The following is a 25,055-nucleotide window of genomic DNA, read 5'->3' as shown; positions in this document are numbered from 1 at the left end:
ATTTAATTTATCTTATTGAATAAATTGAAGAAATTTTGAGTAGTTACATCTTCAATTTGTTTTAAGCTAGTACCGCGAAGTTCTGCAATTTTTTCGGCGACATGAATCACCAACGATGGATCATTGGTCTTGCCGCGATATGGAACGGGCGCCAAAAATGGAGAGTCTGTTTCGATCAGCATTTTGTCCAGGCTGATTTTGCGTGCGACTTCCTGTAAAGATACGGCGTTTTTAAATGTAACTATTCCGGAAAAAGAAATATAAAACCCCATCTCCATCGCCGCTTGAGCTACATCCCAGTTTTCCGTGAAGCAGTGCATGACGCCACCAACTTCGTGCGCATTTTCTTCGCGCATGATTTTTAGAGTATCTTCGGCTGATGACCTGGTATGAATAATCAAAGGTAGATCTGCCTCGCGGGCCGCACGGATATGCGTCCTAAACCGATCGCGTTGCCATTCCAGATCGCCGGTTAGGCGGTAATAATCCAAGCCTGTTTCACCAATCGCTACAACACGCGGATGTTGACTTTTGCGGACCAGATCATCAACTGTTGGCTCTTCGGTATCCTCGTAATCCGGATGAACGCCGACCGAGGCCCAAAGCTGTGCATGATGTTCGACCAATTGAATCAGATTGGGCCAGTCAGGCATATTGACGCTAACGCACAGTGCGTGACCTACGCGGTTATGACTCATCCGATCGAAAATCTGAGACAAGTTTTCGGCCAAACCTGGAAAATCTAGATGGCAATGCGAATCTACAAACATCAATAATCCAAAAACGGTAAAAAAATTATTTCTTAAGCTGTAAAGCGCGCATAAATACGCCGGCAACTTTCTGGATGACCGAATGAGCAAATAGCTTAGTATTCAACGGATGGCCGGCTACTCGCTGTTGCTCATTCAACCAAATCGATAAATCACTTAAAGAAACGGCGGCTTTCTTGATGAATATCCTATCAAGATGGGACTGCATTGTCGGAAAATACCTCGCTTGAAGACCGTTCGCCACCATCAAAGCGTCAATAATCAGTCTTTGTAAAGAGTCTATCCAGGATGTCGTGGCTGATTTAGACAATAGATCAGCGATTTTTCCTATGTCAGGCATGTTTCCTTTCGACAAGGACTGAACAAATTCACTGATCCAGCTCGGGCAGGGATTATCGTGAGTAGCAGAAAGAGTCTTAGCCAATAGAGGAGCACCCCCACTAGCCGCCAACCATAAGTCGGGTTGCTTGACACCATTTTGTAAGAGCCAATTGTGTGCGATATCTTTTGGGGGAGTAGCCAGGGGGAGTCTTCTGCAGCGCGACAGCAAAGTGGGTAACAACCGATCGGGAGCATCCGCAACCAATAGAAATACAGTCGACGGTGGAGGCTCCTCAAGTACTTTTAGAAGCGCATTCGCCGAAATAACAGTCAATGCCTCTGCGGGATAAATCAAAGCGATACGCCAACCGCCACGATGAGTTGCATTGTTAAACCACGGCTCAAGGGAGCGTATTTGATCTATCCGAATATCTTTGGACGGGGCTTTTTTTGTTCCGGACACTTCACTGGTAGCAGAATCGCCACCTCCCTCTTCGTCTGAGTCCTGGTTAGCCCCTTCTTCGATGGCAATTGCTTCAGGGCGAATACGCCTTAGATCAGGATGATTTCCTTGATTAACCCAACCACAAGCTACGCATTGTCCGCACGCCATTCCATCGACTGGATTTTCACACAGGAGCGAGCGAGCTGCGGCAAAAGAAAATTCGCGTTTGCCGATACCGGCAAGTCCATGAATCAACCAGGCGTGTGCGAATCTATCCTGGTCTTTAAGCCACGCTTTAGCGACATCCGTATGCCAGGGCAAAAAAGCATCGAAAGACATCAATTGTCCCCAAACCGAATCAGATATTCGATATCCTCTTTTAATTCCTGACGTATTTCTTCAATGGTCCGTGTCGAATCGATAATGCGGATTCGATCCGGATCCAGTGATGCACGCTGTAAATAAACATCCCGTGTCCTTTCGAAAAATGAATCAGCTTCTTTTTCAAAACGATCTTGATCGCGGGTGCGATTAAGTCTTTCCCGCGCAACCGAAAGGGGAACATCGAAAAGCCAGGTTCGATCCGGTTGTAGATTGGGGTGCACCCAGTTTTCAAGCACGGAGATCTTTTCGTAGCCTAATTCACGCCCACCACCTTGATACGCGAAGGTCGCGTCCGTGAATCGATCGCATACAACCCATTGTCCGCGTGACAGTGCTGGTTCGATAACGGCTTTGAGATGCTCGGCACGTGCGGCAAACATCAACAAAGTCTCGCACTCGAGGTGCATGGGCTCATGAAGCAGCAGCTCACGAAGTTTTTCCCCCAGCTTTGTACCGCCTGGTTCTCGGGTTGAAACGACATTAATCCCCAGTGAACGCAATAACTCCTCGGCCCAGCCGACGTGCGTGCTTTTACCGGCGCCATCCACGCCTTCAAACGTCAAGAACAAACCACGGGTGATTTTCAAGGTTTACGTCCAAGAATATAAGTAGAGACATTCTTATTATGTTCAGGCAAAGTCGCGGAAAATGCACTGCTGCCGTCACCCTTTGAGACAAAATAGAGATACTGATGAGACTCGGGTTGCAGGGCGGCGATTAATGCAGCTTTTCCCACACTGGCAATCGGACTCGGAGGCAGGCCGTTACGCGTATACGTATTCCATGGCGTATCCGTGAGCAAGTCCTGTTTTCGGATCTTGCCGTTGTAAGCCTCGCCCATGCCGTAAATTACAGTAGGATCAGTCTGAAGCGGCATATTTATTCGAAGGCGGTTGATGAAGACACCGGAAATTCTTGCTCGATCTGTCGCCTTGCCAGTCTCTTTTTCAACAATCGATGCAAGAATTAACGCCTCGTATGGGTTCTTGATCGGTAAACCTGATTGCCTTTCGGGCCAGGCTTTATCGATGACGGTTATCTGCGCTCTCGCGGCACGTTGGAGAATTTCGACATCGGGCGTACCGATTGAAAAAATATATGTATCCGGAAAGAATAATCCTTCTGCATGTCTGGATGATATGGATTGTGCACTTAACCAATCTCCTACATTTTGACCTAGGCGTGAAATTAATTCGGCATCAGATATACCCGACAGAGTTTGTTTAATATCCGGGTGTTGAGAAAGAGCCGATCTTATCTGGCGAAGATTCCAGCCTTCAACAATTGTCAATTGCCTTTGAGTCATGTCGCCATCAGCCATCCTTTTAACTACTAGCCATGGGCTATCGCCACGTACTACTTGATAGCCACCGGCTTTTAGTTTTTTATCAAGCTCCGCCAAGCGTGACATCAGGACAAATGCCTGCTGATTGACATGTATTCCCGCTTGATTTAGCAGTCTGGATACACCCGATGGTGTGGTTCCGGAAGGAACAATGATATCCACCTTTTCTGCAGGCAAATCCAGTGGATGATGCATCCAGTAGTAAGCACCTGCTAAAGAGGCCACAGCCAATAGCAAGATGGGGACTAAAATAAAAAAGATAAGCTTATTCAATACTTTCATGGCAAGCTATTTTAGCCTCTGATTGCTATGATCAACTCCTTGAAACACTTACTGTGAAGTGATCGAACATGCCTCCGATTTTGATTCATTTGCCCACACAGGCACCGTCGCATCCACAACAGGATACCGGTTACCCCTTGGGTCAGATTCATGCGCTAACGGATCTTTGCGTATTTCAGGCAACGGGAATCGATGCCATCAGTTTTCTGCAAGGTCAAATTACCAATGACATTGCCGGTGCAACCTCAGCGCAATCCAGACTAGCCGGTTACTGCACGGCACAAGGTAGATTATTGGCTACGATGATACTCAATACGCCAACTGTTTCCACTGGACAGGATCCGGTCGTTTTGGGATTAATCAGACAAGACCTGACTGCTTCCGTGCTCAAACGTTTAAACATGTTTGTGCTGAGAGCAAAGGTTAAATTAGCACCTTCAGAACTAAAAGTTTATGGGGTGAAGACTACAAACGAGCAACTTCCCGGGTTGCAAAAATTGCTCGGTACAAGCCTGCCGACTGCGACATGGGAAACGATCCATTCCGAATCGGGGATGTGGATATGCGCACCATCAGTAAAGGGCCTACGTTGGTGGTGGGTGGCAACTGAAACACAGCTTAACAGCCATCAGAGGCTCATCGATGCATGCGAATCAAGACCAACTGACGAATGGAACGCACAAGATATTGAATCCGGTCTCCCATGGATCGATTCTACAGTTCAGGATTTGTTTATCCCTCAAACCGTCAACCTCGATCTGATTAATGGAGTCAGTTTTACTAAAGGTTGTTACCCGGGGCAGGAAATTGTTGCCCGCAGCCATTATCGCGGTACGCTTAAGAAGCGCATGGCTCGAGGGCATGTTGAAGGCGCAACACAATTAAAACCCGGAGTGGATATTTTTGATAACCGGCAACCCGATCAACCATGCGGAAGAATCATCAATATCGCCCATAGCGCAAACGTAACAAGCCTTCTGTTTGAAATTACGTTCGAAGCGATGGATCACAACGTCATTCGCGCAGGTACCCCGGAAGGCTTGCAAATCGCGCTGGACACGTTGCCCTACGAATTGCAGCCTTCGAAGTCATAGAGAAAACGGATTTGGACTATTTTTTAAGCAAATTCACTATGCTTGAAAAATCTTGCATTCCATTACCTTGAGTGCTGTGAACCGCGTATAAATTACGCGCCAACTCACCTAGCGGAATAGCGGATCCCGTACTCAAGGCTGCTTGTGCAGCCAATCCAAGATCCTTGAGCATCAGATCTACCCCGAATCCACCTGTGTATCCTTTGGATGAGGGCACGTTTTCCATGGTGCCTGGCCAGGGATTGTAAAGTTCGATTGCCCACGTCCGCCCTGAGCTTTTTGAAATGATGTCTGACAGAACTTTGGGGTCAAGTCCATTTGCCACGCCAAGAGCCAATGCTTCGGCCGTACCTGCCATGGCGATACCTAGCAGCATATTATTAGCTATCTTTGCGACTTGACCGGCACCGGCAGCACCGGCATGGAATATGTTTTTACCCATCTTTTCAAGTAAAGGACGAGCACGTTCGAGTCCTTCCGCAGGGCCACCCACAATAAAAGTGAGAGTACCGGCGATCGCGCCACCGGTGCCGCCAGAAACAGGGGCATCGATCATAGCGATGCAAAGCGCATCAGCCGCCTTCGCAACACGTCGCGCTGACTCTGCAGCAATCGTGCTGCAATCGATGATTAATGCATTTTTTGAAATATGCTGAAGTAAGCCGCTTTCACCAAGATACAGTGACTCGACATGCTGGCTGGCAGGAAGCATGGAAATGACAAAATCGGCTCCCTTCACGGCATCGATTGCAGATGTAGCTTGTTTGGCTCCCGCATTCACCAAAGTTTGTACTGCTGAGGGAACCAAATCAAAAACAACGAGTGAATGCCCTGCTTTGATCAGATTGATGGCCATTGGGCCACCCATATTGCCCAATCCGATGAATGCAATTTGACTCATGCCGATACCCCTAATGATTTAAGTGGATGCTGCTCGATAGGTACTGCAGGTTGAAAAAACTTTTCAACCCATTGCGCTGTCGCCTCTTTCAAGGATGGTGGATTCCATTTTGGTTGCTTATCCTTATCGACGAGAAGAGCGCGAATCCCTTCCGCGAAATCTCCGCTGGCAGCACACATCAGTCCGGCAGTCCATTCGATACGATAGACCTCAGCCAAGGAGACATGCTTGCAGCGTTGCAATAATGTAAATGTCAGTCTTGCCGACCCGGGGGAACCTGCAGACAATGTCTTCGATGCGCGTTGAAGCCATGGATCTTCGTGCGTGGATAGCGCAAGCAGATTAGAAACAATCTTGTTCAAATCAGATCCACTACAGAGCCTTTGAATTAATGGCATGTGTTGCTGAAGCGGGCCGACTTCCGGCTGGGGATCGGTTGAAAGGCTATGTAACAATGTGTTTAAGTAGTCATCATTCACAACCCGTAACGCATGTTCATCCATTCCCAGTTTCTGATTGACCCATGGGGTTGCCTTTAATCCTGTAATCAATCCGTCCCAGGCCGATCGCGGCAAATGATAATCTGCCATACCGGCAAACAAGGCATCCGCCGCACCAATATGAGCACCCGTCAAGCCCATGAACAATCCTGTTTTACCAGGCAATCGATTCAGAAGCCATGTACCACCCACATCGGGGAAAAGCCCAATCGTAATTTCCGGCATGGCAAGTTTTGATGTATCCGTCACGACACGGTGACTAGCACCCATCATCAAACCCATTCCGCCACCCATGACAATTCCGTCTCCCCAGACAAGAATTGGTTTAGGAAATGTATGGATTCGATAATCCAAGGCATACTCTTCGGCAAAAAAAGTACCGGCGTAGGCGTTATCAACAGGCGTTTTCCCTTTATTTTCAAGCATGCTGTGATACAGCGAATGCAAGTCGCCACCGGCACAAAACGCCTTCTCCCCCGCCCCCCTGAGTATGATCACAGCTATCCCATCATCTTTAGCCCAAGATTCCATTTTCGAGGCTAGCAGGCGCGTCATATCCAATGAAAGGCCATTCAACGTTTTAGGAGTATTTAACGTTGCCAGTCCAATTCGCATCGAATTGGCGCACTTAAGCTCCTCAAAAAGCACAATATCGGTATTAATTTCACTCATCTTGCATCCAGACCTTTGTAAAGTTGAATGTTTTTAGCGTAATTTATTTTCATTCTTGCTCCTCGAGTGATTGTTAATTATTGCGTCCTATCGCTTATTGGCACTTTTTTCTTGATATTACGTGCTTTTTGCCTATGGATTGCACGACGGCGGCGGGATGTTTTAGGGTCATAGATCAACGGGCGATAAATTTCTATGCGGTCATTGTCTTGCATAACGGTATCTAATGGCTTGATCGAGCCAAAGACCCCGAATTTTCCATCATTGATAGAAAATCCGGGATAGTCATTTAGGAATCCTGACTGAACGATCGCCATACCAAGTGTTATCGAATCCGGATAAGACATCGTGCGATCCCAGCATGAATCTTGATCGCAAAATACAATCCTAATTTGAATCAAATTGGATGATTTAAATGTCACTATGAGTCACCGTAACAGTCGTGTGCACGCTGGGTGAACGAATCGATGAAACTGGTCGCGATCTTGTTGAAAACCGGCCCGACAATTGTTTCAAGCGCACGACTTGAAAACGCATACTGAAGAGTGAAAACCACTTTGCAGGCATCAACCGCAAGCGGCATGAATAGCCATTGCCCTTTTAACGACGAAAAAGGTCCATTCACCAGTTCAAGTTCTATGCGATTTGGGTAGTCATGGCGATTTTTGGTGGTGAAAGTCTGTTTTAATCCCGCAAATGCAATCGTAATCGACGCCTGCATGCCGAGTTCATCCCGATGGGCAACGGATGCTCCCCCGCACCATGGCATGAATTCGGGGTATTTTTCAACATCGGCAACCAGATCAAACATCTGACTTGCACTATGAGGGACCAGGACAGAACGCTCTACAGAATGCATCGTTAATCGCAAATGGATAGAATGTAGGGATTTTAACGGTACATCGCCGTCAATTTCAGGTCTTATGAGTATTATTGAAAACCGCAAGGCCTTTCACGACTATACAATCGAAGAACGCTTTGAAGCCGGACTCGTTTTGCAGGGGTGGGAGGTTAAAGCTATTCGCGCTGGTCGTGCCCAGCTCAAAGAAAGCTACGTTGTCGTGCTTGATGGCGCCCTTTGGCTAATCGGAATGCATATTAGCCCTCTGCACTCCGCTTCTACGCACGTATTGCCTGATGCGACCCGAACCCGAAAGCTTTTGCTTAAAGCCGAAGAGATCAGAAAGCTGATAGGTAAGGTCGAGCAGCGCGGTTATGCGCTCGTTCCGATCAATCTTCATTACAAAAATGGTCGTATCAAGCTCGACTTTGGCTTAGGTCGGGGTAAAAAGCTTCATGATAAGCGCGAGGCATCCCAGGAAAAAGATTGGGCGCGCGAAAAAGAAAGACTCATGAAGCATGACACCAGACACCGAGACTAAAAAAAACCGCATCTTGAACACAGATGCGGTTTTTTTACTATCAGACTGCCGTAAAACCCAATCAGGATTTAGCGATTTTTTGCCAGGTATCCACAACCGTATCCGGGTTGAGGGACATGGATAAAATGCCTTCCTTCTTTAACCAGACAGCGAGATCAGGATGGTCGCTTGGGCCTTGTCCACAGATACCAACATATTTACCTGCTTTCAAGCAAGCTTGAATCGCCCGATTCAACATGAACTTCACGGAATCATCACGCTCATCGAAATCGGCCGCAAGTAGTTCCATACCGGAATCGCGATCAAGCCCGAGTGTCAACTGGGTCATGTCATTCGAGCCGATAGAGAATCCATCAAAATGCTCAAGGAACTGATCAGCCAAGATCGCATTGGAAGGAACCTCGCACATCATGATCAGTTTCAGCCCGTTTTTACCGCGCTCAAGGCCGTGTGAAGCAAGCAATTTAACAACCCGGGCAGCCTGATTGACCGTGCGAACAAACGGAACCATGATCTCTACGTTTGTCAGGCCCATATCGTCACGCACCCGCTTGAGTGCCTCACATTCCATGCGAAAGCATTCGGCGAAGTCGCTTGCGATATAGCGCGAAGCGCCACGGAATCCAAGCATCGGGTTTTCTTCTTCGGGTTCATAACGTGAACCACCGACCAACTTACGGTATTCGTTCGACTTGAAGTCAGATAAGCGAACAATCACAGGTTTTGGATAGAATGCCGCTCCAATGGTTGCAATGCCATCTGCGAGTTTATCGACAAAGAAGGCTCTAGGACTAGCATAGCCGCGAGCAGCGGATTCGACGGCGATCTTCAATTCACCATCCACATTCGGATAGTCAAGTACAGCTTTGGGGTGAATACCGATATTGTTATTGATGATGAACTCGAGTCGAGCGAGCCCTACACCGTGATTAGGGATTTGCGAAAAATCGAAAGCTAATTGAGGATTGCCGACGTTCATCATGATTTTCAAGCCTACTTCAGGCATGGCACCACGACGCACTTCTTCGACCTCAGTCTCGATCAGACCGTTATATATGCGACCTTCATCGCCTTCGGCACACGAAACGGTCACTTGCTGACCTTCTTTCAATTTATCCGTTGCGTCTGCACAGCCAACAACTGCAGGGATGCCGAGTTCACGCGCAATAATGGCTGCATGGCATGTCCTTCCGCCACGATTCGTGACAATCGCCGAGGCACGCTTCATGACAGGCTCCCAGTTCGGGTCGGTCATGTCTGTGACCAACACATCACCTGGCTGGACTTTATCCATTTCGGATATATCACCCACTACACGAACCGGTCCAGAGCCAATCTTCTGGCCAATCGCACGTCCTGTCACGATCACATCACCACTAGCTTTCAGGCGATAGCGATATTGCACATCGTGATTACCCTGTTGGGATTTAACAGTTTCAGGGCGTGCCTGAAGAATGTAAATCTTTCCATCCACACCATCACGACCCCATTCGATATCCATCGGCCGTTGATAATGTTTCTCAATGATCACTGCGTATTTAGCCAGCTCGATGATTTACGCATCGGTCAGCGAATAGCGATTGCGCTCTGACACAGGAACATCAACCGTACGAACTGCGCGGCCTTCGGTACGGGCAGGGTCAAACTCCATCTTGATCAGTTTGGAACCAATGCGACGGCTGATAATAGGCTCGAAACCGGATGCCAATGTTGGCTTGAAAACATAAAACTCGTCCGGATTGACAGCGCCCTGAACAACGGTTTCACCCAGTCCATACGAAGAAGTGATGAACACCACGTCGTCGAATCCGGACTCGGTATCAAGCGTAAACATCACACCAGAACTACCTTTGTCGGAACGAACCATGCGCTGGACACCGGCCGAAAGCGCCACATCAGCGTGCGCAAATCCTTTGTGGACCCGATAAGAAATGGCGCGGTCGTTGTAAAGGGATGCAAAAACGTGACGCATCTTGTCAATCACATCGTCAAATCCAACCACATTCAGAAACGTTTCCTGCTGTCCTGCAAATGAAGCGTCTGGAAGGTCTTCAGCTGTGGCGGATGAACGAACCGCAAACGAACCCTTGCCATCGGCATCGAGCTTGCTGAATGCGGCTTTAATTTCGTCGTGCAAACGCTGTGGCAAAGGCGCTTCAACAATCCACTGGCGAATTTCCGAACCAGCTAACGCAAGTTCACGGACATCGTCCGGATTCAGGGTTTTCAATCGGTCAGCAATGCGCTTATCCAGACCGGTTCCGGATAAGAAATCACGGAAAGCCTCCGCGGTGGTTGCAAAACCACCTGGTACCCTGACCCCCGCATCAGCGAGTTGACTGATCATTTCGCCTAGTGAAGCGTTTTTACCCCCAACTGAGTCAACATCCGTCATACGGAGATGCTCAAAAGATACGACATATGACATGAAAGTCACCTTTAACAATATAAGAAAGCGTGTTTGGTAAACATGCAGGATTCACTTCCCTACACACTGACCAAACCAGCCTCAAGTGCTTATGGGGTGACTAGGTATATAGTTAAGGGTATTGTACTTTGAACCTTGCCTGACTGGTCATTTTTATGAGCGCAACCGCATTGGAACGTACCGTTTTTATCATTTCAGACGGTACAGGAATCACAGCTGAAACATTTAGTCACTCCGTACTCTCGCAATTCGAATCTGTCAGCTTCAAGCAAGTTCGCGTTCCGTTTATCGACACGGTTGAAAAAGCAGATGGTGTCGTCCAGAGAATCAATCGTTGTGCCCTAGATCAGGGGGTTCAACCCATCGTATTTACAACCCTCGTCAATCCGGACGTATTAGCCAGGGTCAAGTTGGCAAATGCACTGTTTTTGGATCTTTTCGGTGCATTTGTGGAGCCACTGGAGGTCAATCTAGGTATCAAGTCCAGTCATTCGATCGGCAAGTCCCACAAGGGAGTTAGTTCAACTCAATACAGAAACCGTATCGAAGCGATTAATTTCAGTCTTGCCCACGATGATGGTCAATTCATCACTGGCCTAGCCCAGGCGGATGTGATTCTTGTTGGTGTTTCACGATGCGGAAAGACGCCAACAAGTCTTTATTTAGCGATGCAATACGGCGTTAAAGCAGCTAATTTCCCGCTGATTCCCGAAGATTTCGAACGGGGAGGATTACCCTCGACTGTTATGCCTTTCAGGTCTAAACTTTTTGGCTTGACCATTCAACCTGAACGCCTCACCGAAGTACGCAACGAAAGAAGGCCCGAGAGCAAGTATGCATCTCTTGAACAATGCCGTTATGAAGTTGCCGAGGCAGAAAGGCTGATGAGGCGCGAAAGCATCCCAATGCTTTCCACTACAACGAAATCAATCGAAGAAATTTCAACTACCGTACTGCAAGAAGTCGGCCTGGATAAACATACCGCTTATTGACGAGGATAGCGAAGCTGTCGACGCTGTTCAAATAGGCAAATCGCAGCAGCAACCGTTACATTCAGGGATTCGATTGCGCCGGTTTCATGCTGAATATGAACTTTCATGTCCGCACGATCCAATAATGCTGGATCAACACCCTGCCCTTCATGACCAAATACCCATGCGCAACGTTCAGGCAATTTTGTTTCGAATAAATCGCTAGCTTGCGTAAGGGTTGTAGCGATAAGCGGAATTTCCAATCGATCGATAATTGAAAACAAGTCGACATGTTCATGCAAGTTAAGGGCGAAATGAGCGCCTTGTCCGCTCCTCAATACTTTGGGCGACCAAAGCGCAGCTGTCCCCACCGAAGCAATAACATTTTTAATACCGGCTGCGACACAGGTGCGCAATAGTGATCCAACATTACCTGGATCCTGAAGACGATCAAGTAATACGACTGTATCGCTAATGGAATCGGCAATATTGGCGATAAAAGGCTGGACAATGAATAAAACGCCTTGACTCGAGTCAACACTGGATAATCCGTTGAGCAGCGAAGCAGGCATAGTGATGCAAATTTGATCTGGCAGTTTTGAAATCAATGACTTGAAAACCTGCGTATCTAGACGATTCTGATCGAAAATCGCAAATTGGGGCAAACCATGCGTATCAAGCCATGCCTCGCAAAGATGAACCCCTTCAAGCAAAATTGGTTCGCCTCGTCTCCCGGCAGCCGATTGCCATTTGAATAACTGCTTAAACAACGGATTGGCACGAGATTCGATCAGTTTCATGATTGTTTCAATAATGCTTTAACCGGAGAAAAGCTTCGTCTGTGGATAGGGCAAGGACCGAATTTTTTGAGACGCTCGAGATGAAGAGCAGTACCGTAGCCCTTGTGTAAATCGAACGCATAATCGGGATATTGAGCATGAATCAATAGCAAATCATGATCACGCGCTGTTTTAGCGAGTATGGATGCAGCAGAAATCGCTGGAAATAAAGCATCGCCTTTAATAATCGTACGTACTTCGCATGTAAGTCGAGGTGGTTGGTTACCATCCACGAGTGCGATTTGGGGGGCGAGATGCAAGCCATCTACAGCACGTCTCATTGCTAAAAGCGTAGCTTGTAAAATGTTGAGTGAATCTATTTCCTCCACTGTCGCCGACGCAATGGACCAGGATAAAGCATTCGAACGAATTTGATCGGCTAGTCGTTCGCGTGTTTGCGCTTTCAGCGTCTTTGAATCAGCCAGGCCTGCAATGGGTTTCTTTGGATCCAAAATCACGGCTGCGGCAAAAACATCTCCTGCCAATGGTCCTCTACCCGCCTCGTCTACACCCGCCACTATGATGTCATCTGTCAATTGAAGAGCAAACATGTCAAATTGAGCAGACTCGACCTTGCGTGCCGATGTTTTGCTCTCGGTTGCTACCGATTTAGATTCAACGCGTTTTGTCATGAATGACCTGAAGAATTGCCCGGGTGGCTCGCTCGGGAGTATTACAACGCAATGAATGGTGAATGTCCGAAAACTTCGTCACTATGCGACTGATACGTACATCATCAGTTAGCATGGACCATACCTCCAATGACAAGTTTTCCGGTGTTGCGTCATCTTGAAGCAATTCTGGAACAATGAAATCCCTTGCAAGGACATTGGGTAATCCTACCCAGGGCAAATAGGGTTTTTCCTGTCCGGATTTCCATGCCATCAGTCTTTTCATCCATGGTGATAACACATAGGAGATCACCATGGGACGTTTAAATAAGGCCGTTTCAAGCGTCGCTGTACCACTTGCTACAAGTGCTGCGTCCGATGCCTCCAACACATCCCAAGCGATCGGGCGATCATTAGTCGAATCTACTTTAGTCAAACACCTTAGGTTCTCCACCGGGAACTTCGAAAGGATTGACTTGAATTCCGACTCTCTGAGCGCATTGACCATCGGAACGATACAAATTAATTTAGGATCTCGCTTCAACAGAAGTTGTGCTGCAGATAAAAACCGGGGCGCCATCAATTGAATCTCGGACGATCGACTGCCCGGCAATATAGCCAGCACACGCGCACTAGGATCAATATTCAGCCGAGCACGCGCAGCCATTCGATCCGGCACGATAGGGATGGCGTCCGCTAAGGGATGCCCCACAAATGTGACGGGTATGTTTTCCTTTTGATAAATGGCTTCTTCAAAAGGAAAAAGTACAAGCATATGTGATACGGACTCACGAATCATATTGATTCTTTCGTAACGCCATGCCCAAATTGAAGGCCCTACGAAATGAACTGTCGGAATTCCGGACTCTTTAAGACTCTTTTCAAGCCTTAAGTTGAAATCAGGGGCATCAACACCTAAAAAAACAGATGGTGGATTATTGAGCCAACGTTTTTTTACGTTTTGAAATACACGGTACAAAGTAGGCAGCCGCTTGAGTGCATCCACATATCCGAATACAGATAATGCATGCATCGGATGCAATATATTCATCCCTTGGGACTCTAAATGTGGTCCGCCAATTCCTTCGGTAACAATATCGGGAATAGTTTCTTTGATGCCCGCGAGTACTTTCGAGGCAATCAGGTCGCCGGAGGGTTCCCCGGCAACAAGTCCAAGACGCAACGTCATGGCCTGATAATGCCTCGCGTACTTACATCCAGAAAATCGAGTAAAGGATCAAGTGCAGCAGCAATTCCAGGTTCTGATTCCTGCCGGGCCCTCAATTCTGCTCGTGCATCGTCAAGCGTCAAGCCACGGCGATAGATGATTTTGTATGCATCGCGAAGAGCAGAAATGGCTTCATTTGAAAATCCACGACGCTTTAAACCTTCAGCATTAATACCGACAGGAACGCATGGATTGCCGGAGCTCATGATGTAAGGCGGAATGTCTTTGTGAACAGCACTTTGACCACCCGTCATGCTGTGCGCGCCAATTCGACCGAACTGATGAACCGCGGCCAATCCACCCACGATCGCCCAGTCGCCGATGTGAACGTGCCCACCCATCTGAACTCCATTGGCCAAAATCACATTACTTCCAATTTGGCAGTCATGAGCAATATGAACGTAGGCCATGATCCAATTGTCGGAGCCTACTGTCGTCACGCCCCCGTCTTGTATCGTTCCGGTATTGATAGTGACATATTCACGCACCATGTTACGGTCACCGATAATTAGTTCGGTAGGTTCGCCGGCATATTTTTTGTCTTGAGGCATTCCACCAATCGAACAAAATCGATAGAAACGATTGTATTCACCGATTGTGGTGTGACCATCTATGACACAGTGGGAACCGACTTCACTATGAGCACCAATTTTTACATTCGGGCCGATGATCGAATAGGGGCCGACAGATACAGTTGGATGCAACTGAGCGAGCGGATCAACGAGCGCCGTTTGATGGATCAATGAAGACATTTACTTTTCCATTGGACGGATTGCACACATCAAACTCGCTTCAGCCGCTGACTCGCCATCCACATAGGCATGAGCACTGTATTTACAAATTTTTCTGCTGAGTCTTTCAGCGATCACTTCTATATGAAGTTGATCACCCGGCACTACCGGCCGCCGAAAGCGCGCACCATCGATTCCGACAAAATAATAGAGTATTTCTTCATCTTTGGGCTTAAGTCCCGTTTCGTCAGCAAATGAAAAAATAGCTGCAGCTTGAGCCATGGCTTCAAGAATAAGAACGCCAGGCATGACCGGATAGTGTGGAAAATGACCGGTAAAGAAAGGCTCATTGATCGACACATTTTTGATCGCTTTAATAGACTTGCCTGGTACCATTTCGACTACGCGATCGATCAAAAGCATCGGATAACGATGCGGCAGCCTGTCCAGAATACCGTTGATGTCTAATTGCATGATCTATTCCTGTCCTGCATGGTTAAGCGACAATTCATTGCGTCAACAACGAATCAAAATATTAATTATCGGATTCCCGTTCAAGAGATCGTAGACGTTTTCGTAAAGATGATAATTGCTGCAACACGGCAGCATTTCTCTGCCAATCGGAGTGATCCGAGAACGGAAACACTCCGGTATAACGACCCGGTTTTGAAACATTGGCCGTAATTGCCGTTCCCCCGGATACATGCACATCGTCACCAATCGTCAAATGGCCCGAAATCATAGCGGCACCACCGATGGTGCATCTTGATCCAATCGTTGTGGATCCAGCAACGCCAACGCAAGCGGCCATGGCTGTATGCGCACCAATACGGCAGTTGTGTCCGATCATGATCTGATTGTCCAGCTTGACGCCGTCTTCGAGAATTGTATTTTCGAGCGCACCTCTATCTACTGTCGTGTTGGCGCCAATCTCAACGTCATGACCAACAATAAGACCGCCCAATTGAGGAATCTTTCCCCAGGCACCTTTTGCCAGTGTGGGATCGGGAGCAAATCCAAATCCGTCAGCACCGAGTACGGCACCACTGTGAATAATGACCCGCATTCCGATCTTAACGCCATCGTATATGGTCACGCGGGGGTGCAACAGACTGGACGAACCGATCTCGACTCCTGTCCCTATTACACAACCTGAACCGATCTGTGCCATTTCCCCTATCTTGCAGTTCGGCCCTATCACTGCGTAAGGGCCAATTGTCACATTGCCCGCAATTTCTGCGGATGGATCGACAACAGCTGTAGGATGGATAGACAATTCACGCGCCGGTTGTTTGGCCCAGTCAAACCACTGGGCAATACGGGCGTAGAGTAAATATGGATGCTTACAGACAACCCGTGAGAAAGGGATTGGGTCGGATGTATTTTTTAGTTGCTCTTCGATTTCGGGAAGAACAATCACTGCGCATGCTTTAGTTGATGCGAGTTGATCCAGATATTTTGGATGAACAATAAAGGAAATTTCGTTGGAACCAGCTGACGCAAGAGATCCGATGCCGGCAATGGCAGGATTCTGCCATTGCCCTATTCCTTCAACCACATCCAGAACTAGACCACCGGGAATGGCCTTTAACAACTCGGTGAGAGAAGGCGCCCGATCGGGATTTATCAGAACGGGCATAACGAAAAATTAACGTCCGAGCGACTGGATCACCTTGTCGGTGATGTCAATACGAGGATTAACCGTAACAGCATCCTGAAGAACGATATCGTAGTTTTCCTGCTCGGCAATACGCTTAATCGCGGCATTAGCCTTTTCTACTATCGAGGCAAATTCCTCGTTGCGACGACGATTAAAGTCTTCCTGGAATTCACGACGCTTACGTTGTAAGTCGGAATCCATGTTTGCTAGTTCACGCTGACGCTTGTTGCGATCGGATTCAGACAAAACAGGCGCGTCTTTTTCAAACTTTTGTGCAGCGCTACGAAGATTATTGGCCAGACGCTGCAAATCATCATCACGTTTCTTGAACTCAGACTCAATTTTTGTCTGAGCGGCTTTTGCTGGTGAGGAATCACGCAAAATCTTCTCGGTGTTGACAAAACCTATCTTTGCACCTTGAGCTTGAGCCGGCGCGGCTACCATGAACGAGCATACCGCGGAAGCAGACGCTACCAAAAGGGCAAGACGCTTAGTCAGATTTTGAGTCATTGAAGTCGTAGTAGTTGCAGACATTATTGAAGTCTCATGATTAAACAAAGTTTCAGCTATATATTGTGCCATTAAATACTAGAAGCCTGTACCAATTTGGAACTGGAAAACTTGAGTATTGTCGGAATCTTGGGCATTTAGCGGTTTCGCATACGAAAGTTGCAAGGGTCCAAGCGGTGAAATCCAGGTCAACCCGATGCCGGCAGAGTATCTAAGCTGGCTCAAGTTGATCGAGGTATCGTTTCCGTATCCATCAGAACCATATACCTGACCGCCGTCAGCAAAGACAAACCAACGCAAGGATCTATCCTGCTGAGTACCGGGGAAAGGTAAATAAAACTGGACGTTACCGACCACTCTCTTTGAACCGCCAAGATACGTACCGGTGATCACATCTCTAGGACCAAGCGAGTTAGTCGAGTAGCCGCGAACCGAGCCGATACCACCGGCATAAACGTTTTTGATGACCGGATACTGCAGATCACTATAGCTCTTGCCATAATCAAACAAGGCATTAAAGGCAATGGTGTAATCGCGCCCGAGGGGAACGAATAATTGTTGCTGAGCGCTAAGTAAGTAATACTTGAGTGAAACGGTACCCATATCACCCTTCAGTCGGGTGTAAGAGCCTTTGGTGGGTACCATCGCGCTGTCACGGGTATCTTTAGACCAACCGGTATTCAGGATGGCAGCGTTAGTAGTGTCCCCATAGTTATAAACATACTCACGATAAGCGAGAGGCGAATTGTCATAAAGGGAGATCGTGTTTCTTTCCAAAGACACACCACCAAAGACCCGATCAAATTCTGTAATTGGTACACCAAAATTCAGGCCGGCACCAACAGTCGTAACCTGATACATACCCGGGTTATTGGAGTATGGCGTCATGGTCCGATAGTAAAGCGATGTGGTGCGACTGACGCCGTCATTGGTGAAATAAGGATCAGTATGAGCAAGTACGGCGGTACGGTTGTAAGCGCTTGTATTCAGATTCAATGTCAGGTTCGTACCGCTACCAAAAACGTTTTCCTCTGTAATGCCAGCCGAAAGAATTACCCCATCAACCTGGCCATACCCCACGCCGAGACTGACCATGCCGGTTGGCTTTTCTGAAACATCGATATTGACGTCAACTTGATCAGGTGAATTGGCGACTGGTTCGGTATTTAATTTGACCTCTTTGAAGTAGCCCAAGCGATCAAGGCGCTCTTTGGAAAGCTTAAGCTTGCCTGAGTCATACCAGGCTGCCTCAGGTTGACGTAGTTCACGACGTACAACTTCATCCTTGGTTCGATGGTTACCGCTAACCTGGATGCGTCGAACATATACGCGACGACTTGGGTCAATATAGAAAGTGAGATCGGCAGTTTGGTTATCGCGATTTAGGACGGGATTGGGGTTGACGTTTGCAAATGCATATCCTAGTCCACCAAGATAGTCGGTAATGCCTTTAGCAGTTGCATTCGTTTTTGCTCCCGAAAAGACTTCTCCTGCCTTGACTTGAACAAGTTCATTGATTTCGGAATCAAGTCCCAACAATTCGCCGGCGAGTTTTACGCTAGAAACCTTATACGGTTTGCCTTCGCTAATGGTAATCGTAATGAACATTTCAGTTCGATCAGGGGAGATCGTAACTTGAGGAGGTTCGGATTTGTATTCCAGATATCCCCGATCAAGATAAAAGGATTTAAGCCTTTCGACATCGCGATCAAGCTTTTCGCGAGAGTATTTATCGGAGTCGGTATACCAAGTCAACCATCCGGATGGGGTCAGTGCAAAAAGGCCGAGCAATTCGCTTTCTTTGAATGAGGAATTGCCAACGATTTTGATCTCTTTAATTTTTGCTACGGAACCTTCGAAAATATCGAAATTAATACCTACGCGGTTTCGAGGTAAAGGCGTAACAGTTGGGGTGATTTCCGTACCGTACTTACCTTTGCTGAGATACTGTTGCTTGAGTTCGAATTCAGCCTGTTCGAGCATCGACTGATCGAATACACGCCCTTCTCCAAAACCTACTTGTTTAAGGGATTCAGTGATCGTTTTGGATTCGAACTCACGCATGCCTGTAAACGAGACAGATGCGATGGTCGGACGTTCTTGTACAACAACAACTACAACGTTTTTATTAGTTTCAATGCGAACATCGCTAAACAGGCCAGTTGCATACAAGCGGCGCACGGATTCGGTCGCTAGTTCATCATTGAAGCGTTGGCCGACTTTGACAGGCAACTGTGAAAATATTGAGCCTGCATCGGTTCGCTGAATGCCATCAACACGTATATCGCTCACGACAAAAGGAGTAAATGCCTGAGCTGCCATGGACAACAACATAGCAGATGCGAGAAGGATATTGCGAACAATACCAGACAAGCCGTTCAGGGATCGGGCGCAAAAAAGGTTCCAGCTGGCTAGCATCCTCAGAAATCCTTCCAGATCAATTTCAATTGAAACAAAAACATGAATTTTAAGTCAGAAATGATCTAGGTGAAAATGCGCACTAAATCATTGAACAAGGCTAAAACCATCAACATCGCCAACAGGCTGAATCCAACTCGTTGACCGATTTCGACCCATTTCGGAGATGGGGGTTTACCGCTTGCGATCTCATAGAGATAGTACAGCAGATGTCCCCCATCGAGCATCGGAATTGGCAGCAGATTTAGAACTCCGAGGCTAATGCTCACAAGAGCAAGAAATGAGATGTAGGCAACCCACCCGATTCTGGCCGTTTGTCCTGCATAGTCAGCGATAGTCACGGGACCGCTTACATTTTTAAGCGAAACTTCACCGATCAGCATCTTGCCCATCATGCGGATCGTGAAACCGGCAGTGTCAATCGTGCGTGTAAACCCTAACCAAATGCTCTGCGCCAGTCCATGATTGATCGTAACCATCACCGGATCGGCACCAAGCTGAATGCCAATTCGACCGATTAATTCACCATTTTCGAGTTTGTGTTGCGATGGCGTGACAGGAATGCTTATCTGAGCACCATCGCGCTCCAGTGTGAGCAAAAGTGATTTATCCGGATTTTGTCTGATGATTTGAATGGCCTGAGTGACGTCCTTAACAGGAACCTCATTTATTGCGCGTATCAAATCACCTTGAAGCAAACCAGCCTTTTCACCTGGCTCGTTTGGAACAACCCCTCTAACAAGTGGGGGGGATGGTTGTAATCTAAGGCCAACCTGACCCAAGGGATCTTGCTTGGACAAGTCATCAAGTGAAGGTAGCTCTAGTGTCTTCTCAAAATTCTGCCCATTTCTGTCAATGGTGATCTCAACAGAACGGGATGAGCCCATTTCCTGAAGAAGAGCCCATCTGACTTGAGGCCAGGAATCTGTTGCCTTTTGATTCACTGCAACAATGCGGTCACCCGACTCAAGACCGGAGCGCGATGCGGAGGTTTGAGCTGCAGGTGTTCCGATCAGGGCAGCAGGTTCACTGGTACCGGTCAGATTGATGATCGCGTATAAGAAAACAGCCAGGAACAGGTTGAATAACGGCCCGGCAGCCACGATTGCGAAGCGGCGCCAGACGGATTGGGCTTGAAAGCTGTCGGGGGAGCAATTAGAAGCGCCTGTGTCGTTTTCGTCGAGCATCTTGACGTAACCGCCAAGCGGAATGGCCGACAAAGCCCATTCAGTTCCGTGCTTATCGACCCGCTTAATGATCGTACGACCAAATCCTATCGAAAACTTGAGTATACGAACGCCAAAATAACGGGCAACCCAATAATGCCCTAATTCATGAAACGTAATCAAAATGCCGAGAGCGACGAAAAATGAAGCAAGCGTGAATAACATTCAAACTTTCCCAGCTATTCAAGTAAGGTTTAACGTGGACGAAATAAAATTGAGCGCATACTGCCTCGCATGTAAATCACAGGATAAGACATCATCAAGAGTCGCATAGTTCAACTCACTTCGCCCGGACTGCCAAGAAAGCGTCGAGTCGATGACTTTGGAGATATCCGTGTAGCGCAACTTACGATTCAGAAAAGCGTCAACTGCTATTTCATTGGCGGCATTCAGCGCAATACAGGCCCCCTGCCCGGCTTTTAGAGCATCAAAAGAGAGCTTTAAGCAAGGAAACTGCTCAAGATCAGGTTCGGAAAAATCCAGCCTTCCTGCACGAGCAAGATCAAGAAGTCCCACGCCGGAGGATATTCTGTCAGGAAACCCTAAGCCATAAGCAATTGGAGTTCTCATATCCGGCTGACCTAATTGCGCAAGCACAGAACCATCTTCATATTCGACCATGGAATGAACGACGCTCTGGGGATGAATGACCACGTGAATTTGTTCTGCGGGCATTGCAAAAAGCCAGTGCGCTTCTATGACCTCAAGTCCTTTATTAAGCATCGTTGCGGAGTCAACGGATATCTTCCTTCCCATACTCCAGTTTGGATGCGCACAAGCCTGCTCAGGAGTGACCTGATCCAATTCGGAAATAGAACGAGTCCTGAATGGGCCACCAGAAGCTGTCAGTATGAGACGACTCACTCCAGGTGCGGGGCCGGAGGGCGCACTGGCACGACCTTGATGGGGTAAACATTGAAAGATGGCATTATGTTCACTGTCGATCGGCAAAAGCTCCGCTTTGGCATCACGAACAGCCGCCATAAACAATGAACCGGCAGCGACAAGTGCCTCTTTGTTGGCAAGCAGAACTCTCTTACCGGCACGGGCTGCGGATAATGCCGATGGTAAACCGGCAGCCCCGACAATCGCAGCCATCACTACATCGCATTCAGAGTCAGCGGCAGTTTGTGACAATGCATCTGCACCTACTCTGACTTCTGGACGGATCGATGCAGGCGGCCATTTGGCTTTAAATTCGTCACATGCCATTTGGTGGGGAACAATGACGAATCTGGCTCGCGAGTCTAGCGCTTGTTGTATCAACAAGTCGATGCGAGTATTTGCAGACAATGCATAAACTGCAAACCTATCGGGATGACGCTTGATCACGTCAAGCGTACTCTGCCCAATAGATCCGGTCGAACCTAAAATTGTGACGTTCTGTATTTTCACAACGAGAGTGATTCCGTCAACAGATAAGCAAGTGGAACAACAGCAACAACAGCATCAATCCTATCGTACACACCCCCGTGTCCGGGGAGCAAAGAACTGGAGTCCTTCACGCCTGCGCGCCGTTTCAAAAGGGATTCAAACAAATCACCAGCAATTGAAACAATAGCGAGTAAAACCGCTAAAAATACCGCACCAGTTAATGTCCACTTCTTGACCAACAGTGCACCGAAAGAGGCAGGCCAAAAAATTGCAGAAAAAATAACCCATAAAACAACGCCGACAATCCCGGCCATTGCACCCTCTATTGTTTTGCCGGGGCTGATTCGAGGAGCTAGTTTAGTTTTGCCAAAGGCTTTTCCAGCGAAATAGGCAAAAATATCCGCAATCCAGATTAGTATCAAAAGAGATAAAACATAACCTACGGAGTGATTGGAATATAAATGGGCAAGCACGGCCCAAGTGGAAAAAAGCGAGATCGGCGCGAAAATTGTCCAGACAATGCTAGAAGCAGGGGCATCGGATTTACCCTGAAATACCGTAGGCAAAACAACGAAAACCCAGATCGCTGCACTAATGACAACACTTGTGGTTAATAAAACAAGATTGGTTTGAGCTTGGCCTTGGACTTCCCAGTTATAGGCCTGGGATACTGTCGCAATCGCTAGAAAAATACCGGTTGCAATCGGAATGACCGGACCGCTTGTAGTCAGTCTGACCCACTCCCAGCCAGCAAGGGCGCATGCAACCGAAAGAAAGATGAAAAACGGCCAGTTAGAATCGAAGGAAACAGTTGCCGTCAGTACCACCAACAACACGATAGCAGTAAGTACGCGTTGTTTAAGCATGATCCATTTACTTCTTTGCGTGCACTTGCGCGCTAGTCCGACCGAATCTGCGCTCGCGCTGCGCATACCAGTCAAAAGCTTTGACTAACTCGGACTCGTCAAAATCGGGCCAATAACATGGCGTGAAATAGAGCTCGGTATAAGCAAGTTGCCATATAAGAAAATTTGAAATGCGTTGCTCACCACCCGTGCGTATAAATAAATCCGGTTCTGGTGCCCAAGACATACAAAGCTGATCGGATAAAGCAGACTCGTCTATTAGTGAGGGATCTAGCGCGAATGCGGGGTTAGCCTTAAGCATTTTGCGAGTGGCTTGCAAGACATCCCATCTGCCTCCATAGTTGGCAGCAATTGTCAGATGCAACTTATCGTTATATTCTGTTTGGGCTTGTGCTTCTTGTATCAAACCTTGAAGACGCGGTTCGAAAGCCGACAGGTCGCCCACAACATGCAAGCGTACACCTTGCTCTTTAAGTCTATTCACCTCACGCTCGAGAGCCTGCACAAATAGACGCATGAGCAAGGTCACTTCTTCCGCAGGTCTACGCCAGTTCTCCGAACTGAAAGCAAATAGCGTTAGATATTTAACACCCATACGACCACAGGTTTCAACAGCTCGCCTAACGGACTGAACACCCTTGGCGTGACCTGCTGTACGCGGCATAAACCGCTGGGAGGCCCAACGGCCATTCCCATCCATAATGATCGCAACGTGCTCGGGTGTTGCAGAGGTCGCAGGTATTGCTTGTGTTGAACTAATCGACATTTCTAATAACGGACTATTAAACCGTCAGAATTTCAGCTTCTTTTGTGGCAACAAGTTTATCGATTTCAACAACGAACTTATCAGTCATTTTTTGGATGACATCTTGTGAGCGACGTTCCTGATCTTCAGAAATTTCCTTGTCTTTCACAAGTTTTTTGAGGGCATCATTCGAGTCGCGGCGCAAATTACGAATTGCAATCTTTGCATCCTCTCCTTCGGATTTCACAACCTTGTTTAATTCGCGTCTGCGCTCTTCGGTTAATGCAGGCATTGGAACACGAATGCTTTCACCCATACCGATCGGGTTCAAACCCAGATCCGAGTCACGAATTGCTTTTTCAACTGTCGAACCGAGATTTTTTTCCCACACCTGAACACTTAACGTGCGTGCATCCATCAGCGTGACGTTGGCAACCTGGCTAAGCGGAACTGGTGATCCGTAATATTCGACCTGGATATGGTCGAGAATTCCGGTGTGAGCACGACCCGTTCGAATCTTAGCTAAATTAGCTTTGAGTGTTTCGATTGATTTGCCCATACGCTGTTCGGCAGAGCTCTGAATATCAGCAATACTCATTTGAATTCCTTTAAACGTGGACCAGTGTACCTTCGTCTTCACCACTGACAGCTCGACGCAATGCGCCAGATTTGTTGATGGAAAAAACTTTAATCGGCAACTTCTGATCACGACATAACGCAAAAGCGGTAGCATCCATCACCTCAAGGCGACGCATGATGGCTTCATCAAAACTGATACGGGTATAGCGAGTGGCTGCGGGATCTTTATTGGGATCCGCTGTGTAAATGCCATCAACTTTAGTGGCTTTGAGAACAATCTCGGCACCGATTTCTGCTCCACGCAATGCAGCGGCCGTATCGGTTGTAAAGAACGGGTTACCAGTGCCGGCTGCAAAGATGACAACCTTACCTTCCTCGAGATATCGCAAGGCTTTGGGACGAATATAGGGTTCAACCACTTGCTCGATTTTGAGTGCGGACTGAACGCGGGCATCTACACCGCGATGCTTGAGCGCATCTTGTAGAGCAAGAGCGTTCATGACTGTTGCCATCATGCCCATGTAGTCAGCAGTCGCACGATCCATACCTTGCGCGCCAGGGGCAACACCTCGGAAAATATTTCCGCCACCGATCACAATAGCCAGTTGCACACCCATCGATGCAACCTCGGCAACCTCTTCTGTCATTCGGATAATCGTACTGCGATTGATACCGAAGGCATCATCTCCCATCAATGCTTCACCAGAAAGTTTGAGAAGGACTCTTTTGTGCATTCTGGCAGTCATGATGTGCAAAATTCCGGAGAAAATGAA

At 47.7% G+C, this 25,055-nt stretch carries 25 protein-coding genes and 1 pseudogene; 3 read left to right on the top strand and 23 right to left on the bottom strand.

The genetic code is table 11. From position 1 onward, the window contains the following. Positions 1–2 precede the first annotated feature (2 nt). Genes G3I67_RS01595 through mltG form a run of 4 tightly spaced genes read right to left on the bottom strand, consistent with a single transcriptional unit; the run spans position 3 to position 3,547 of the window. Entirely contained in the window at positions 3–770 is a 768-nt protein-coding gene (locus G3I67_RS01595; protein WP_163651204.1) for a TatD family hydrolase, read from the bottom strand. A 25-nt stretch (positions 771–795) separates the two neighbouring features. Beyond that, the gene (gene holB / locus G3I67_RS01590) at positions 796–1,875 is read right to left on the bottom strand and encodes a DNA polymerase III subunit delta' (RefSeq protein ID WP_163651203.1); all 1,080 of its coding nucleotides are present in this window, start codon (positions 1,873–1,875) and stop codon (positions 796–798) included. Next, on the bottom strand, positions 1,875–2,507 hold the full coding sequence (tmk, locus tag G3I67_RS01585) for a dTMP kinase (RefSeq protein WP_203583504.1): 633 nt from the start codon (positions 2,505–2,507) through the stop codon (positions 1,875–1,877). Before tmk ends, holB begins: the two co-directional genes overlap by 1 nt. Beyond that, positions 2,504–3,547 (bottom strand): endolytic transglycosylase MltG, encoded by a 1,044-nt coding sequence (mltG, locus tag G3I67_RS01580; RefSeq protein WP_163651202.1) that lies wholly within the window; start codon positions 3,545–3,547, stop codon positions 2,504–2,506. Before mltG ends, tmk begins: the two co-directional genes overlap by 4 nt. Positions 3,548–3,615: 68 nt before the next feature. Here mltG and ygfZ point away from each other — a divergent pair, with 68 nt between their 5' ends. After that, positions 3,616–4,641, top strand: a complete 1,026-nt coding sequence (gene ygfZ, locus G3I67_RS01575) for a CAF17-like 4Fe-4S cluster assembly/insertion protein YgfZ (protein ID WP_163651201.1) — start codon at positions 3,616–3,618, stop codon at positions 4,639–4,641. Positions 4,642–4,657: 16 nt separating this feature from the next. Here the strand turns inward: ygfZ and mmsB are convergent, their stop codons facing one another. From mmsB to G3I67_RS01555, 4 genes are all read right to left on the bottom strand, one after another. After that, a complete protein-coding gene (gene mmsB / locus G3I67_RS01570; protein ID WP_163651200.1) occupies positions 4,658–5,542 on the bottom strand; it encodes a 3-hydroxyisobutyrate dehydrogenase in 885 nt (294 codons plus the stop codon). Further along, positions 5,539–6,714, bottom strand: a complete 1,176-nt coding sequence (locus G3I67_RS01565) for an enoyl-CoA hydratase/isomerase family protein (RefSeq protein WP_163651199.1) — start codon at positions 6,712–6,714, stop codon at positions 5,539–5,541. The genes mmsB and G3I67_RS01565 overlap by 4 nt, the downstream gene beginning before the upstream one ends. Before the next feature lie 77 nt (positions 6,715–6,791). After that, positions 6,792–7,136 (bottom strand): RnfH family protein, encoded by a 345-nt coding sequence (locus G3I67_RS01560; protein WP_163651198.1) that lies wholly within the window; start codon positions 7,134–7,136, stop codon positions 6,792–6,794. After that, positions 7,136–7,573, bottom strand: coding sequence for a type II toxin-antitoxin system RatA family toxin (locus tag G3I67_RS01555; RefSeq protein WP_163651197.1), 438 nt, complete (start codon positions 7,571–7,573; stop codon positions 7,136–7,138). The genes G3I67_RS01560 and G3I67_RS01555 overlap by 1 nt, the downstream gene beginning before the upstream one ends. A 64-nt stretch (positions 7,574–7,637) precedes the next feature. Here G3I67_RS01555 and smpB point away from each other — a divergent pair, with 64 nt between their 5' ends. After that, a complete protein-coding gene (gene smpB / locus G3I67_RS01550; RefSeq protein ID WP_163651196.1) occupies positions 7,638–8,096 on the top strand; it encodes an SsrA-binding protein SmpB in 459 nt (152 codons plus the stop codon). A 61-nt stretch (positions 8,097–8,157) separates the two neighbouring features. Here the strand turns inward: smpB and ppsA are convergent. Further along, positions 8,158–10,524, bottom strand: a pseudogene (gene ppsA / locus G3I67_RS01545) (phosphoenolpyruvate synthase). 155 nt (positions 10,525–10,679) lie between these two features. Here ppsA and ppsR point away from each other — a divergent pair. Continuing rightward, positions 10,680–11,516, top strand: a complete 837-nt coding sequence (ppsR, locus tag G3I67_RS01540) for a posphoenolpyruvate synthetase regulatory kinase/phosphorylase PpsR (protein WP_163651195.1) — start codon at positions 10,680–10,682, stop codon at positions 11,514–11,516. Here ppsR and G3I67_RS01535 read toward each other — a convergent pair. The 14 genes from G3I67_RS01535 to pyrH form a co-directional block, all read right to left on the bottom strand. Then, the gene (locus tag G3I67_RS01535) at positions 11,510–12,295 is read right to left on the bottom strand and encodes a TrmH family RNA methyltransferase (protein ID WP_163651194.1); all 786 of its coding nucleotides are present in this window, start codon (positions 12,293–12,295) and stop codon (positions 11,510–11,512) included. The two genes, ppsR and G3I67_RS01535, sit on opposite strands and share 7 nt — an antisense overlap. Next, positions 12,292–12,885 (bottom strand): ribonuclease HII, encoded by a 594-nt coding sequence (gene rnhB, locus G3I67_RS01530; protein ID WP_163651429.1) that lies wholly within the window; start codon positions 12,883–12,885, stop codon positions 12,292–12,294. Before rnhB ends, G3I67_RS01535 begins: the two co-directional genes overlap by 4 nt. A gap of 64 nt (positions 12,886–12,949) precedes the next feature. Further along, positions 12,950–14,134 carry a lipid-A-disaccharide synthase gene (gene lpxB / locus G3I67_RS01525; protein ID WP_163651193.1) on the bottom strand — a complete coding sequence of 395 codons (1,185 nt, stop codon included), beginning with the start codon at positions 14,132–14,134 and terminating at the stop codon, positions 12,950–12,952. Next, entirely contained in the window at positions 14,131–14,925 is a 795-nt protein-coding gene (gene lpxA, locus G3I67_RS01520; protein ID WP_163651192.1) for an acyl-ACP--UDP-N-acetylglucosamine O-acyltransferase, read from the bottom strand. The genes lpxB and lpxA overlap by 4 nt, the downstream gene beginning before the upstream one ends. Then, positions 14,926–15,378 carry a 3-hydroxyacyl-ACP dehydratase FabZ gene (gene fabZ / locus G3I67_RS01515; RefSeq protein WP_163651191.1) on the bottom strand — a complete coding sequence of 151 codons (453 nt, stop codon included), beginning with the start codon at positions 15,376–15,378 and terminating at the stop codon, positions 14,926–14,928. It lies immediately after the preceding gene. A 61-nt stretch (positions 15,379–15,439) separates the two neighbouring features. Next, the gene (lpxD, locus tag G3I67_RS01510; protein WP_163651190.1) at positions 15,440–16,543 is read right to left on the bottom strand and encodes a UDP-3-O-(3-hydroxymyristoyl)glucosamine N-acyltransferase; all 1,104 of its coding nucleotides are present in this window, start codon (positions 16,541–16,543) and stop codon (positions 15,440–15,442) included. A 9-nt stretch (positions 16,544–16,552) separates the two neighbouring features. After that, positions 16,553–17,098 (bottom strand): OmpH/Skp family outer membrane protein, encoded by a 546-nt coding sequence (locus G3I67_RS01505; protein ID WP_163651189.1) that lies wholly within the window; start codon positions 17,096–17,098, stop codon positions 16,553–16,555. Between the two features lie 54 nt (positions 17,099–17,152). Beyond that, positions 17,153–19,408 carry an outer membrane protein assembly factor BamA gene (bamA, locus tag G3I67_RS01500; protein ID WP_163651428.1) on the bottom strand — a complete coding sequence of 752 codons (2,256 nt, stop codon included), beginning with the start codon at positions 19,406–19,408 and terminating at the stop codon, positions 17,153–17,155. A gap of 149 nt (positions 19,409–19,557) precedes the next feature. After that, positions 19,558–20,883 carry an RIP metalloprotease RseP gene (rseP, locus tag G3I67_RS01495; protein WP_163651188.1) on the bottom strand — a complete coding sequence of 442 codons (1,326 nt, stop codon included), beginning with the start codon at positions 20,881–20,883 and terminating at the stop codon, positions 19,558–19,560. An 18-nt stretch (positions 20,884–20,901) separates the two neighbouring features. Next, positions 20,902–22,113: a 1-deoxy-D-xylulose-5-phosphate reductoisomerase gene (ispC, locus tag G3I67_RS01490; protein WP_163651187.1), complete on the bottom strand. Its 1,212-nt coding sequence runs from the start codon at positions 22,111–22,113 to the stop codon at positions 20,902–20,904. Beyond that, on the bottom strand, positions 22,110–22,958 hold the full coding sequence (locus G3I67_RS01485; RefSeq protein ID WP_163651186.1) for a phosphatidate cytidylyltransferase: 849 nt from the start codon (positions 22,956–22,958) through the stop codon (positions 22,110–22,112). Before G3I67_RS01485 ends, ispC begins: the two co-directional genes overlap by 4 nt. A 7-nt stretch (positions 22,959–22,965) precedes the next feature. Next, a complete protein-coding gene (uppS, locus tag G3I67_RS01480) occupies positions 22,966–23,724 on the bottom strand; it encodes a polyprenyl diphosphate synthase (RefSeq protein ID WP_163651185.1) in 759 nt (252 codons plus the stop codon). 16 nt (positions 23,725–23,740) lie between these two features. After that, the gene (gene frr / locus G3I67_RS01475) at positions 23,741–24,301 is read right to left on the bottom strand and encodes a ribosome recycling factor (protein ID WP_163651184.1); all 561 of its coding nucleotides are present in this window, start codon (positions 24,299–24,301) and stop codon (positions 23,741–23,743) included. A gap of 10 nt (positions 24,302–24,311) precedes the next feature. Further along, the gene (pyrH, locus tag G3I67_RS01470) at positions 24,312–25,028 is read right to left on the bottom strand and encodes a UMP kinase (protein WP_163651183.1); all 717 of its coding nucleotides are present in this window, start codon (positions 25,026–25,028) and stop codon (positions 24,312–24,314) included. Positions 25,029–25,055: the final 27 nt, after the last annotated feature.

Source organism: Sheuella amnicola, from assembly GCF_010499255.1.
Taxonomy (GTDB): Bacteria; Pseudomonadota; Gammaproteobacteria; order Burkholderiales; family Burkholderiaceae_B; genus Zwartia; species Zwartia amnicola.
Note: the sequence above shows the minus strand (reverse complement) of the source record. Positions and strands in the feature narration are given on the sequence as shown.

Bases quoted from the DNA above. Each gene is read 5' to 3' on its own strand.
- G3I67_RS01595 (WP_163651204.1), bottom strand. From the start codon at position 770: ATGTTTGTAGATTCGCATTGCCATCTAGATTTTCCAGGTTTGGCCGAA.
- holB (WP_163651203.1), bottom strand. From the start codon at position 1,875: ATGTCTTTCGATGCTTTTTTGCCCTGGCATACGGATGTCGCTAAAGCG.
- mltG (WP_163651202.1), bottom strand. From the start codon at position 3,547: ATGAAAGTATTGAATAAGCTTATCTTTTTTATTTTAGTCCCCATCTTG.
- ygfZ (WP_163651201.1), top strand. From the start codon at position 3,616: ATGCCTCCGATTTTGATTCATTTGCCCACACAGGCACCGTCGCATCCA.
- mmsB (WP_163651200.1), bottom strand. From the start codon at position 5,542: ATGAGTCAAATTGCATTCATCGGATTGGGCAATATGGGTGGCCCAATG.
- G3I67_RS01565 (WP_163651199.1), bottom strand. From the start codon at position 6,714: ATGAGTGAAATTAATACCGATATTGTGCTTTTTGAGGAGCTTAAGTGC.
- G3I67_RS01555 (WP_163651197.1), bottom strand. From the start codon at position 7,573: ATGCATTCTGTAGAGCGTTCTGTCCTGGTCCCTCATAGTGCAAGTCAG.
- smpB (WP_163651196.1), top strand. From the start codon at position 7,638: ATGAGTATTATTGAAAACCGCAAGGCCTTTCACGACTATACAATCGAA.
- ppsR (WP_163651195.1), top strand. From the start codon at position 10,680: ATGAGCGCAACCGCATTGGAACGTACCGTTTTTATCATTTCAGACGGT.
- G3I67_RS01535 (WP_163651194.1), bottom strand. From the start codon at position 12,295: ATGAAACTGATCGAATCTCGTGCCAATCCGTTGTTTAAGCAGTTATTC.
- rnhB (WP_163651429.1), bottom strand. From the start codon at position 12,885: ATGTTTGCTCTTCAATTGACAGATGACATCATAGTGGCGGGTGTAGAC.
- lpxB (WP_163651193.1), bottom strand. From the start codon at position 14,134: ATGACGTTGCGTCTTGGACTTGTTGCCGGGGAACCCTCCGGCGACCTG.
- lpxA (WP_163651192.1), bottom strand. From the start codon at position 14,925: ATGTCTTCATTGATCCATCAAACGGCGCTCGTTGATCCGCTCGCTCAG.
- fabZ (WP_163651191.1), bottom strand. From the start codon at position 15,378: ATGCAATTAGACATCAACGGTATTCTGGACAGGCTGCCGCATCGTTAT.
- lpxD (WP_163651190.1), bottom strand. From the start codon at position 16,543: ATGCCCGTTCTGATAAATCCCGATCGGGCGCCTTCTCTCACCGAGTTG.
- G3I67_RS01505 (WP_163651189.1), bottom strand. From the start codon at position 17,098: ATGTCTGCAACTACTACGACTTCAATGACTCAAAATCTGACTAAGCGT.
- bamA (WP_163651428.1), bottom strand. From the start codon at position 19,408: ATGTTGTTGTCCATGGCAGCTCAGGCATTTACTCCTTTTGTCGTGAGC.
- rseP (WP_163651188.1), bottom strand. From the start codon at position 20,883: ATGTTATTCACGCTTGCTTCATTTTTCGTCGCTCTCGGCATTTTGATT.
- G3I67_RS01485 (WP_163651186.1), bottom strand. From the start codon at position 22,958: ATGCTTAAACAACGCGTACTTACTGCTATCGTGTTGTTGGTGGTACTG.
- uppS (WP_163651185.1), bottom strand. From the start codon at position 23,724: ATGTCGATTAGTTCAACACAAGCAATACCTGCGACCTCTGCAACACCC.
- frr (WP_163651184.1), bottom strand. From the start codon at position 24,301: ATGAGTATTGCTGATATTCAGAGCTCTGCCGAACAGCGTATGGGCAAA.
- pyrH (WP_163651183.1), bottom strand. From the start codon at position 25,028: ATGACTGCCAGAATGCACAAAAGAGTCCTTCTCAAACTTTCTGGTGAA.